Origin of the sequence: Pseudomonas brassicacearum, from assembly GCF_003732175.1 — a bacterium.
Lineage (GTDB): Bacteria > Pseudomonadota > Gammaproteobacteria > Pseudomonadales > Pseudomonadaceae > Aquipseudomonas > Aquipseudomonas brassicacearum_G.
Genome location: NZ_MOBI01000020.1, coordinates 259,304 through 271,215 on the forward strand (window position 1 = coordinate 259,304; position 11,912 = coordinate 271,215).

10 protein-coding genes are annotated in these 11,912 nt (G+C 59.8%); 4 read left to right on the plus strand and 6 right to left on the minus strand.

What is annotated here, in order from left to right; all coding sequences use genetic code 11:
• Positions 1-3: 3 nt before the first annotated feature.
• Both nuoN and BK658_RS30040 read left to right on the plus strand, forming a co-directional pair.
• Entirely contained in the window at positions 4-1,467 is a 1,464-nt protein-coding gene (gene nuoN / locus BK658_RS19070; protein WP_019689813.1) for an NADH-quinone oxidoreductase subunit NuoN, read from the plus strand.
• 175 nt (positions 1,468-1,642) lie between these two features.
• Entirely contained in the window at positions 1,643-1,879 is a 237-nt protein-coding gene (locus tag BK658_RS30040) for a hypothetical protein (RefSeq protein ID WP_185019859.1), read from the plus strand.
• A gap of 336 nt (positions 1,880-2,215) precedes the next feature.
• On the opposite strand, the gene cysS is transcribed toward BK658_RS30040, so the two are convergent.
• Complete coding sequence (gene cysS / locus BK658_RS19080; RefSeq protein WP_123583623.1) at positions 2,216-3,598, minus strand: cysteine--tRNA ligase; 1,383 nt, start codon at positions 3,596-3,598, stop codon at positions 2,216-2,218.
• A gap of 43 nt (positions 3,599-3,641) precedes the next feature.
• Positions 3,642-5,339 (minus strand): glutamine--tRNA ligase/YqeY domain fusion protein, encoded by a 1,698-nt coding sequence (locus BK658_RS19085; RefSeq protein WP_123583624.1) that lies wholly within the window; start codon positions 5,337-5,339, stop codon positions 3,642-3,644.
• A gap of 278 nt (positions 5,340-5,617) precedes the next feature.
• Between BK658_RS19085 and BK658_RS19090 the strand changes: the two genes are divergently transcribed.
• Positions 5,618-6,121 carry a peptidylprolyl isomerase gene (locus BK658_RS19090; RefSeq protein WP_054597864.1) on the plus strand — a complete coding sequence of 168 codons (504 nt, stop codon included), beginning with the start codon at positions 5,618-5,620 and terminating at the stop codon, positions 6,119-6,121.
• Entirely contained in the window at positions 6,118-6,870 is a 753-nt protein-coding gene (locus BK658_RS19095) for a UDP-2,3-diacylglucosamine diphosphatase (RefSeq protein ID WP_123583625.1), read from the plus strand. The genes BK658_RS19090 and BK658_RS19095 overlap by 4 nt, the downstream gene beginning before the upstream one ends.
• A 124-nt stretch (positions 6,871-6,994) precedes the next feature.
• Here BK658_RS19095 and BK658_RS19100 read toward each other — a convergent pair whose 3' ends face one another.
• From BK658_RS19100 to BK658_RS19115, 4 genes are all read right to left on the minus strand, one after another.
• Positions 6,995-8,524 carry a DHA2 family efflux MFS transporter permease subunit gene (locus BK658_RS19100; RefSeq protein WP_123583626.1) on the minus strand — a complete coding sequence of 510 codons (1,530 nt, stop codon included), beginning with the start codon at positions 8,522-8,524 and terminating at the stop codon, positions 6,995-6,997.
• A 64-nt stretch (positions 8,525-8,588) separates the two neighbouring features.
• Positions 8,589-9,791, minus strand: a complete 1,203-nt coding sequence (locus BK658_RS19105; RefSeq protein ID WP_123583627.1) for an HlyD/EmrA/EmrK family protein — start codon at positions 9,789-9,791, stop codon at positions 8,589-8,591.
• Positions 9,792-9,806: 15 nt separating this feature from the next.
• Positions 9,807-11,282 (minus strand): efflux transporter outer membrane subunit, encoded by a 1,476-nt coding sequence (locus BK658_RS19110; protein WP_123583628.1) that lies wholly within the window; start codon positions 11,280-11,282, stop codon positions 9,807-9,809.
• A complete protein-coding gene (locus BK658_RS19115) occupies positions 11,279-11,752 on the minus strand; it encodes a MarR family winged helix-turn-helix transcriptional regulator (protein ID WP_123583790.1) in 474 nt (157 codons plus the stop codon). The genes BK658_RS19110 and BK658_RS19115 overlap by 4 nt, the downstream gene beginning before the upstream one ends.
• Positions 11,753-11,912: the final 160 nt, after the last annotated feature.

The following is an 11,912-nucleotide window of genomic DNA, read 5'->3' on the forward strand; positions in this document are numbered from 1 at the left end:
GCTATGGACTTTACGATTCAACACTTTATCGCGCTTGCGCCATTGTTGATCACCAGCGCCACGATCATCGTGGTGATGCTGGCAATCGCCTGGCGCCGCAACCACTCGCAGACCTTCCTGCTGTCGGTCGCGGGTCTGAACCTGGCCTTGCTGTCGATCCTGCCAGCCCTGAAAGTTGCGCCTCTGGCCGTGACGCCCTTGCTGCAGATCGACAGCTTTGCCTGCCTGTACATGGCGCTGATCCTGGTCGCCACCCTCGCTTGCGTCACTCTCGCCCATGCCTACCTCGGCGAAGGCGGTACGGGTTACCCGGGCAACCGTGAAGAACTGTACCTGCTGATCCTGATGGCCGCCGCCGGTGGCCTGGTTCTGGTCAGCGCGCAGCACCTGGCCGGGTTGTTCGTCGGTCTGGAACTGCTCTCGGTACCGGTCTACGGTCTGGTGGCCTATGCCTTCTTCAACAAGCGCTCACTGGAAGCCGGCATCAAGTACATGGTGCTGTCGGCAGCCGGTTCTGCGTTCCTGTTGTTCGGTATGGCCCTGCTCTACGCCGAAGCCGGCACCCTGAGCTTCAGCGGCATCGGTCACGCCCTTGCGGCCACCGGCCTGCCAAGCCCGCTGGCGCAGATGGGCCTGGGCATGATGTTGATCGGCCTGGCGTTCAAGCTGTCGCTGGTACCGTTCCACCTCTGGACGCCGGACGTCTACGAAGGTGCCCCGGCACCGGTTGCAGCGTTCCTGGCCACCGCCTCGAAAGTTGCCGTATTCGCGGTCATGGTGCGTCTGTTCCAGATCTCGCCAGTGGCCAGCAGCGGTGTATTGAGCACCGTGCTGACCGTGATCGCGATTGCCTCGATCCTGTTCGGTAACCTGTTGGCACTGACCCAGAGCAACCTCAAGCGTCTGCTGGGCTACTCGTCCATCGCGCACTTCGGTTACCTGCTGATCGCCCTGGTGGCGAGCAAGGGTCTGGCCATGGAAGCCATCGGCGTGTACCTGGTCACCTACGTGATCACCAGCCTCGGCGCTTTCGGCGTGATCACCCTGATGTCCTCGCCTTACAAAGGTCGTGACGCTGACGCGCTGTACGAGTACCGCGGCCTGTTCTGGCGTCGTCCGTACCTGACCGCGGTTCTGACCGTGATGATGTTGTCGCTGGCCGGTATCCCGCTGACCGCAGGCTTCATCGGCAAGTTCTACATCATCGCTACCGGTGTCGAATCTCACCAATGGTGGCTGGTCGGCTCCCTGGTACTGGGCAGCGCCATCGGCGTTTTCTACTACCTGCGCGTCATGGTCACCCTGTACCTGATCGAGCCAAACCTGCGTCGCGTCGACGCTCAGCTGCACTGGGAACAAAAGGCAGGCGGCGTGATGCTGCTGGCCATCGCAGTGCTGGCGTTCTTCCTCGGCCTGTACCCACAGCCTTTGCTGGCACTGGTTCAGCAGACTGGCCTGGCGGGTTGATCGCTTAAGCAACACGCAGCAGAAAACACAAACGGCACCTTCGGGTGCCGTTTTTGCGTTTTGAGGGACTGCTCTCCCCTTTCTCGGAATGTGCCTGCAAAGAGAACGGTGGCGGCTGACATCCGGCTGATGTTACTGAGCGCTAAGGTGTGTAACGGGCTATCAGGAGCATTCAATGAAACAGGATATTTTTTCAGAAGTGGTCGAAGGTTTTAAATGCCTGGCGACTGAGCAACAACGCAACATTCGGGTAAGGGGAGTTCCTGAAACTCCGCAGCCTTCAAAAACCACTACTGGGAAATCCTCAGGACGGCGCATCGGCGCTATGAAAGACAAACTGACCCTGCCAGACAGCTTTTACGCGCCACTGACGGAAGAGATACAAGATGCATTTGAAGGGACTCACGAATGAGGATCTTCTTCCATACACCTATTCTGTTTTACTGATCGTTCCCATGCTCCGCGTGGGAATGCAGCCCGTGACGCTCCGCGTCACATGCCGAAGCGGACGCAGAGCGTCCATTGAGGCGTTCATTTGCTGCGCATGGGAACAATCCAAATGGCCCCATCGCGAGCAAGCTCCCTCCCACAGTTAATCGCAGGTGTGCACGAATAGTGTGCTCACAGTAGATCCCCTGTGGGAGCGAGCTTGCTCGCGATGGCGTCAGCCCAAGCACAGCTGCACTTGTGCCCTGCTCATAAACAAAAACCCGCACAAGGCGGGTTTTGTTTTTAGCTCAAGCAGGCTTTAGTCAGCCAGACGCCACGTCGTGCCGCCCTTGCCGTCTTCCAGCACTACGCCCATGGCGGTGAGCTGGTCGCGGATGCGGTCCGACTCAGCCCAGTCCTTGTTGGCACGGGCAGTCAGGCGCGCCTGAATCAGCGCATCGACTTCTGCTGCATCAACCCGGCCTTCAGCACCGGCTTGCAGGAAGTCATCGGCTTCGAGTTGCAACACACCGAGCACGCTGGCCAGTTCTTTCAGGCGCGCCGCCAGACCTGCCGCTGCATCGAGATCGCTCTCACGCAGACGGTTGATCTCGCGCACCATCTCGAACAACACCGCGCAGGCTTCCGGCGTGCCGAAGTCGTCGTTCATCACCTGGGTGAAACGTTCGACAAAGGCTTCGCCACCGGCGGCCGGAACCTTCGGCAGGCCTTTCAGCGCGTGGTAGAAACGCTCCAGAGCGCCTTTGGCGTCCTTGAGGTTGTCTTCCGAGTAGTTGATCGCGCTGCGGTAGTGGCTCGATACCAGCAGGTAACGCACGACTTCCGGGTGGTACTTGTCGAGCACGTCGCGAATGGTGAAGAAGTTGTTCAAAGACTTGGACATCTTCTCGCCATTGATGCGAATCATCCCGCAATGCATCCACGCGTTGGCGTAGGTCTTGCCGGTGGCCGCTTCGCTCTGGGCGATTTCGTTTTCGTGGTGCGGGAACTCAAGGTCGCTGCCGCCGCCATGAATATCGAAAGTCTCACCGAGGCAGCAGGTCGACATCACCGAGCATTCGATGTGCCAGCCCGGACGCCCGGCGCCCCATGGCGATTCCCAGCTCGGCTCACCTGGCTTGGCGGCTTTCCACAAGACGAAGTCCAGCGGGTCCTGTTTCGACTCGTCGACTTCGATGCGGGCGCCGATGCGCAGGTCTTCGATTTTCTTGCGCGACAGCTTGCCGTAGCCCATGAACTTGGCGACGCGGTAGTACACGTCGCCGTTACCCGGCGCGTAGGCGTAGCCCTTGTCGATCAGGGTCTGGATCATCGCGTGCATGCCGGCAATGTGGCTGGTGGCGCGCGGTTCCATGTCCGGCTTGAGGATATTCAAGCGCGACTCGTCTTCGTGCATCGCCGCGATCATGCGCTCGGTCAACGCTTCGAACGACTCGCCGTTTTCACGGGCGCGATTGATGATCTTGTCGTCGATGTCGGTGATGTTGCGCACGTAGGTCAGGTCATAACCGCTGAACCGCAACCAGCGGGTCACCAGGTCGAACGCGACCATGCTGCGGCCGTGGCCCAGGTGGCAGTAGTCGTACACGGTCATCCCGCAAACGTACATGCGCACCTTGTTGCCATCCAGCGGCTTGAAGACTTCTTTGCTCTTGGTGAGCGTGTTGTAGATCGTAAGCACGACGGTTCCTTCTCTCTATGCAAAGCCGGTCAGGCCTGCATGATCACTGGCCCCACGAATCACGCAGGGTCACGGTACGGTTGAATACCGGAGCGCCCGGTTTCGAGTCCTTGATATCCGCGACGAAGTAACCTTCGCGCTCGAACTGGAAACGGTCTTCCGGCTGTGCATTGCCCAACGAGGGTTCAGCACGACAACCGGTGAGGACCTGCAGTGAGTCAGGGTTGATGTTGTCCAGGAAACCGGCGCTGTCTTCGGCCTTCTCCGGGTTCGGAGAACGGAACAGACGGTCGTACAAACGCACTTCGCACTCGACGCTGGCCGCGGCCGGCACCCAGTGAATCACGCCTTTGACCTTGCGGCCTTCAGGGTTCTTGCCAAGGGTTTCAGGGTCATACGAGCAACGCAGTTCAACGATGTTGCCATCGGCATCCTTGATCGCTTCGTCGGCACGGATCACGTAGCTGCCGCGCAGACGCACTTCACCGGCTGGCTCCAGGCGCTTGTAGCCCTTCGGCGGCTCTTCCATGAAGTCTTCACGGTCGATGTAGATCTCACGGGCGAATGGCAGAACGCGCACACCCATGTCTTCTTTCGGGTGGCAAGGCAGTTCAAGGTTTTCGACCTGGCCTTGCGGGTAGTTGGTGATCACGACTTTCAGCGGACGCAGCACACACATGGCGCGCGGGGCGCTGTGGTCGAGGTCGTCACGGATGCTGAATTCGAGCATGCCGAAGTCGACCACGCCGTCGGAACGGTTGGTGCCGATCATTTCGCAGAAGTTGCGGATCGATTTCGGCGTGTAGCCACGGCGACGGAAGCCCGACAGCGTCGACATGCGCGGGTCGTCCCAGCCATTGACGTGCTTTTCATCGACCAGTTGCTTGAGCTTGCGCTTGCTGGTGATGGTGTAGTTCAGGTTCAGACGGCTGAACTCGTACTGACGCGGATGCGCCGGTACTGACAGGTTGTCGAGGAACCAGTCGTACAGTGGACGATGGCTTTCGAACTCCAGGGTGCAGATCGAATGGGTGATGCCTTCGATGGCGTCCGACTGACCGTGGGTGAAGTCGTAGTTCGGGTAAATGCACCACTTGTCACCGGTCTGGTGGTGATGGGCATGACGGATGCGGTACATGATCGGGTCGCGCAGATTCATGTTCGGCGAGGCCATGTCGATCTTGGCCCGCAGCACGCGTGCGCCGTCCTTGAACTCGCCGGCCTTCATGCGGGCGAACAGGTCGAGGTTTTCCTCAACCGAGCGGTCGCGGAACGGGCTGTTCTTGCCCGGCTCGGTCAAGCTGCCGCGGTATTCCTTGGCTTGTTCAGGGGTCAGGTCGTCGACGTAGGCCTTGCCCGCCTTGATCAGCTCAACCGCCCACTCGTGCAACTGGTCGAAATACTGCGAGGCATAGCGCACTTCACCAGACCACTCAAAGCCCAGCCACTTGACGTCGCTTTCGATGGCGTCGATGTATTCCTGGTCTTCCTTGGCCGGGTTGGTGTCGTCGAAACGCAGGTGCGTCACACCACCGAATTCCTGAGCCAGGCCGAAGTTCACACAGATCGACTTGGCGTGACCGATGTGCAGGTAGCCGTTGGGCTCAGGCGGGAAACGGGTGACGATCTGCGTGTGCTTACCCGAGTCCAGGTCCGCCTGGATGATCGGGCGCAGGAAATTGACCGGCACGGCAGGGCCAGTCTTGGAATTCGAGGTGGGGTCGACAGTCGGCTTGCTCATAGGATCCTTGAACGTACAAGTGCGTGGCCAGAATAAAGGGCCTGACAAAACAAAGCCGCTATCATAGCCGATGCGGTCAAGCGCCTGACAGAGCAGGCCCTAAAACTGCTGCTTTTAATCCACCGGATATGAAAAACAGCCTCGAAATTCGCGGCCATCACGCTAAACTGCGCACCTTGGCGATTTTTTGCCAAACAGGCAGGGGGTCGCACGCGTCTCGCAGCGCCCCGAAAGCCACGAATTCCTTGAAAACGCTTCTCCTTAAAAGAGTATCGATCATGACTCAAGTCAAACTGACCACCAACCACGGCGACATCGTCCTGGAACTGAACGCAGAGAAAGCCCCGATCACCGTGGCCAACTTCATTGAATACGTTAAAGCCGGCCACTACGAAAACACTGTTTTCCACCGTGTCATCGGCAACTTCATGATCCAGGGCGGCGGTTTCGAGCCAGGCATGAAGGAAAAGAAAGACAAGCGTCCAAGCATCCAGAACGAAGCTGACAACGGTCTTTCCAACGACAAGTACACCGTCGCCATGGCGCGCACCATGGAGCCGCATTCGGCTTCCGCACAGTTCTTCATCAACGTCGCTGACAACAGCTTCCTCAACCACAGCGGCAAAACTGCACAGGGCTGGGGCTACGCGGTATTCGGTAAAGTGGTTGCAGGCACTGACGTTGTCGACAAGATCAAAGGTGTTTCGACCACCATGAAATCCGGTCACCAGGACGTACCAGCAGACGACGTGATCATCGAGAAAGCCGAGATCATTGAGTGATATTGCTGATTTCAGATTTACATCTGGAAGAGGAGCGCCCGGACATTACCCGGGCGTTTCTGGATTTGCTCGCCACCCGCGCCCGTTCGGCGCAAGCGCTGTACATTCTCGGCGACTTTTTCGAGGTGTGGATTGGCGACGACGCCATGAGCCCCTTCCAACGCTCCATCTGCCAGGCCCTGCGCGAACTTAGCGACAGCGGCACGGCCATATTCCTGATGCACGGTAATCGCGACTTCTTGCTCGGCAAGGCCTTCTGCAAAGCAGCCGGCTGCACCCTGCTCAAGGACCCGAGTGTCGTGCAACTTGCGGGTGAGCCGGTGCTGTTGATGCATGGCGACAGCCTGTGTACCCGCGACGAAAGCTACATGAAACTGCGCCGTTATCTGCGCAACCCCATCAGCTTGTTCATCCTGCGCCATCTGCCGCTGCGCACCCGCCGCAAACTGGCGCGCAAGCTACGCAGCGAAAGCCGCGCGCAAACCCGGATGAAAGCCAACGACATCGTCGATGTGACCCCCGAGGAAATCCCGCGGATCATGCAGCAGTACGGCGTGAAAACCCTGGTCCACGGCCACACCCACCGCCCCGCCATCCACAAATTGCAGATTGGCGAGCAAGCGGCCAAGCGCATTGTGCTGGGGGATTGGGATCGCCAGGGGTGGGCGTTGCAGGTGGATGAGCAAGGGTTTCAGCTGGCGGCGTTTGATTTCGCTCCACCGCCACAACTGGCAGCTCCCGGCAGCTAACGGTCAAACACAGACTCAATGTGGGAGCGAGCCTGCTCGCGATGGCGGACTCAAACTCAACATCTTTGTTGACTGATCCACCGCTTTCGCGAGCAGGCTCGCTCCCACAGGGAATGTGTTTGACTCAATGTCCGCTCGCCTCCGGCCCCGCCTTCGCCGCAAACGGCGGCTTGGCCAGCCATACCAGCAGAATCAATCCCATAAAGCCCCAGCCCAGCAGCGTGAAGTAATCCACGGTGGAAAGCATGTACGCCTGGCTGGTCAGCAGGTGATCGAGCTGCGCATACGCAGGATTGCCCGCCCCGCCCAAGGTATTCAACGTATCGCGGGTCGTCGGATCGAAGGTGCTGAGGCTTTCGCTCAGGTAAGCGTGATGCTGATCGGCGCGACGAATCCAGATCCAGGTGGTCAGCGATGCCGCAAAGCTGCCGCCCAGGGTCCGCAGGAATGTCGCCAGGCCCGCGCCATCGGCGATCTGATGCGGCGGCAGGTCCGACATCAAAATGCTCAGGGTCGGCATGAAGAACAGCGCGACGCCAATCCCCATGAACAACTGCACCAGTGCCACGTGTTGGAAGTCCACCTCATTGTTGAAGCCAGCGCGCATGAAACAGCTCAGGCCAATTGCCAGGAACGCCAGCCCGGCCAGCAGCCGCAGGTCAAACTTGTGCGCGTACTTGCCGACAAAGGGCGACATCAGCACCGGCAGAATACCGATCGGTGCCACCGCCAATCCGGCCCAGGTCGCGGTGTAGCCCATCTGGGTTTGCAGCCACTGCGGCAGAATCAGATTGATGCCAAAGAACCCGGCGTAACCCAAGACCAACACGATGGTGCCGATGCGGAAGTTGCGATAAGCAAACAGCCGCAGATTCACCACCGGGTGCTTGTCGGTCATCTCCCAGATCACGAACACCGCCAGCGCAATCACCGAAATAGCCGCACCGATAATGATGAAGTTCGACTCGAACCAGTCCAGGTCATTACCTTTATCGAGGATGATCTGTAGTGCGCCGACACCAATGATCAAGGTCAACAGACCGATGTAATCCATCGGCTGGCGACTGATCACTACCGGACGTTCCTTGAGCTGTTGCTTGACCACCATCACCGCAAACACGCCAATCGGCACGTTGATGAAGAAAATCCACGGCCAGCTATAACTGTCGGTAATCCAGCCACCGAGTATGGGACCGGCAATCGGCGCGACCACCGTGACCATCGCCAGCAATGCCAGGGCCATCCCCCGTTTCGCTGGCGGATAGACCGCGATCAGCAGCGTCTGGGTCATCGGGTACAACGGCCCTGCCACCAATCCTTGCACCACCCGGAAGCCGACCAGTTCCGGCATCGAGGTCGAGATACCGCAGAGGAACGATGCCAGCACGAACAGGATGGTCGCCCACAGAAACAGCTTCACTTCGCCAAAACGCCGGCTCAACCAACCGGTCAACGGCAGCGCGATGGCGTTGCTCACGGCGAACGAAGTGATGACCCAGGTGCCCTGCTCCGAACTCACGCCCAGGTTGCCGGAAATAGTCGGCAACGCCACGTTGGCGATGGTGGTGTCGAGCACCTGCATGAAGGTCGCCAGCGACAGGCCAATGGTGCTGAGCACCAGGCTGGGCGGCTTGAAAGACGCGTTAGTACTCATCGCGAATCCTTTGAAACGAGGCAGTCGCTGCGACCGCTACGGCCGCAGCTGAGGGATTGGCGAATCAGCGTTGAGCGGTTTTGGCCGCCAGTGAGCTGTTGTCGTGGATCAAGCGCGTGATCATCGCGTCGGCCTCGGCCAACTGACGGTCGTAGACGTTGGTACTGAACGAAGCCCTTTGTGGCGATTGCTGCGCCAGCACCGGACCGCTCTGGTCGTGCAGATTGACGTTGACCATCGTCGACAGGCCCACCCGCAACGGATGTGCGGCCAGTTGCTCGGCGTTGATGTGAATCCGCACCGGCACTCGCTGAACGATCTTGATCCAGTTACCGGTCGCGTTTTGCGCCGGCAGCAAGGCAAACGCGCTACCGGTCCCGGCGCCAAGGCTGTCGATGGTGCCGTTGTATTTCACGTCGCTGCCATAGAGGTCGGCTTCGATGTCCACCGGCTGACCGATGCGCATGTCACGCATCTGGGTTTCCTTGAAGTTGGCGTCGATCCACAGTTGATCCAGCGGGATTACCGCCATCAGCGCAGTCCCCGGCTGAACCCGTTGGCCAAGCTGTACGGTGCGCTTGGCCACATAACCGGTGACCGGCGCGATCAGCGTGCTGCGGGCGTTGGTCAGGTAAGCCTGACGCACTTGCGCAGCGGCGGCCTGGACGTCCGGGTGAGACGAAACCACGGTGTCATCGACCAGCGCGCTGGTGGTGGCGAGTTGCTGCTGAGCATTGGCCAGGGCGTTCTGCGCCGAGGTCAGGTCATCCCGTGCGTGGGACAGTTCTTCCTGGGAAATCGCCCCGCCCGCCGCGAGATTCTTCCGGCGATTGAAGTTGTCCTGAGCCTTCTGCACTTCAGCTTTCTGGGCGTTGACCTGGGCTTTCATACCGTCAACGTTGCTGTACAAGCCGCGCACCTGGCGCACGGTTCGGGCCAGATTGGCTTGTGCACTTTGCAGGCCGACTTGCGCGTCGTTCGGGTCGAAGTTGACCAGCACCTGGCCTTCGTGGACCAAATCGCCATCGTCTGCACCGATGCTGACAACCGTGCCAGTGACCAGCGGAGTGATTTCCACCACGTTGCCGTTGACGTAGGCATCGTCGGTGCTCTCGCTCCAGCGTCCGTAGAATTCGTGCCAGCCCCAGACACCGAGGCCGCCCACAATCACCAGGATCGTCAGCACCAGCAGCATGAATTTGCGTTTGCCTGGATTGCCCGCGTCTTGGGCGCTTTCAGGCGTTGGGTTGTTTTCGATAGTGGCCATGACAAGTACCTTGAATTATTGATTCAGCGTGGCAGGCGCTGGGGATGGGGTGGCCGCGGCCAGGGTGTCGGCTTGAAACCCGCCGCCCAGTGCCTGCATCAGTTGAATCGACAGATCGATCTGCTCGGCATTCAGGTTCGCCAACTGGCGCTGGGCCTGGAGCAATTGCTGCTCGATGCTGAGCACGTCCAGGTAGTTACCGATGCCGGAACCGTAACGCTGGACCACCGTGTTGTAAGAGTCCTGGGCAATGTCGGTGGCGTGTTGCTGCGCACCGATCTGCCGACCGATGTCACGCAACCGGGAAATCGTGTCGCTGACATCCCCCAACGCTTTCACCAGCGTCTTGTTGTACTGCGCGACGGCAAGGTCATAGTCGGCGTCGCGTGCATCGAGGTTGGCGCGCAAGCGGCCGCCATCGAAGATCGGCAACGACACGGTTGGCATGATGTTGAAGAAGCGGCTCGCCGAACCGAACATCGCGTCACCCAACAACGATTCGGTGCCGGCGGCCGCGCTCAGGTTGAGGTTCGGGTAGAACTTTGTTTTACCGGCGTCGATGCTTTTACTCGCCGCCTCGACCCGCCAGCGCGCGGCGATCAGGTCCGGGCGGCGACCGAGCAACTCGGCCGGCAGTGTCGACGGCAGCGCCACCGCGCTGGCCTGAAGGATTTTCGGACGGGCAATTTCATTACCGCGATCCGGACCTTTGCCGAGCAACACGGCCAGGGCGATTTTCGCGCTCTGCAGGGTCTTTTCAGCGTCGATCAACGTGGCTTCGGAGCTGGCTTCCAGGCTTTCGGTTTGCTGGTACTGGTATTGGCTGTCGATGCCGGAGCTCAGCCGGCGCTTGCTCAGATCGAGCATTTGCCGGGTGCGCTTGAGGTCGTCGTTAGCCAGGTCATAAACAATATGGGCCTGCCCCAGGTTGCTGTAGGCGCGGGCGACGTCGGCCGACAAGGTCAGCTGTGCGGCTTGCTGATCGACTTCAGCCGCGCGAGCCTGGCCCAGCGCCGCTTCCCAGGTGGCACGCTGACCGCCCCAGAGGTCAAAGGTGTAATTGAAGCTGGCGCCGATACTGCGCACCGTGGCGTAGCTGCCACCGACTCCGGTCGGGTCCTTGTCACGGGCCAGGCGCGAGCGGCTGACACTGGCGCTGGCATCGAGGGTCGGCATCCGCGCAGCATCGGCGGCATAAGCGGCGGCACTGGCCTGGTGGGCCCGGGCGTCAGCAATCTGCATGTCCGGGCTGTCGTGCAGGGCTTCGCGAATCAGACCGTCGAGCTGCGGATCGCCAAGGCTTTTCCACCAGTCGCTTTTTGGCCAGGCCGCCGGCGACAGGGTGACACCGTTGAGGGACTGTCCGGCCTTGAGGTTTTTCGCATCGAGGCTCACGCCTTGGGTGTTCAGGCCGCTGTAGCTGGCACACCCGGCCAGGCTCATGGCCAACAGCACCAGGCTGACGCGAGTACGCAAGGTTTTAGTGCTCATTTGTCACCTACCCGCAGCAAGGTGATCGAGTCACCGGCCGCCAGCAAAATTTTCTTCAGGATCTGCTCCAGGGTTTTCAACTCTTCTGGCGTGATGGCGCCTGCCAGTTCGTTCATCGCCTCGGCACCGATATGCGGCAGACGGTCGGCCAGCTTCTGGCCTTCCCCGGTCAGCACCAGCCGTACCTGACGGCGGTCGCCTTCGCAGCGTTGGCGGGAGAGAAAACCCTTCTGTTCCAGACGATCGAGCATGCGGGTCATCGAACCGCTGTCCAGTGACAGGTGCCGGCACAGCTCAGCCGGGGTATCGACGCCAAACTGGGCCATGATGATCAGCACCTTGAACTGCGCGGCGGTGATGCCATGGGGTTCCATGTGCGTATCGATGATCCGGTCCTTGAGCAGCGCGGCGCGCCCGAGCAAAAGACCGAGGTGGCAATTGTGAAAATCGTACGACGTGAAATGTTTCATCTGACCACCCATTAGCTGCCTAGGCAGGGAAAGTATGTCCAGATATTACTGCCTAGGCAGCGAATGTCAACGTAATAGTTAGGAAGCTTTGTAATTAGCGGATAAATGGCGTAGTTGATCGTTCCCATGCTCTGCGTGGGAATGCCTCAATAGACGCTCT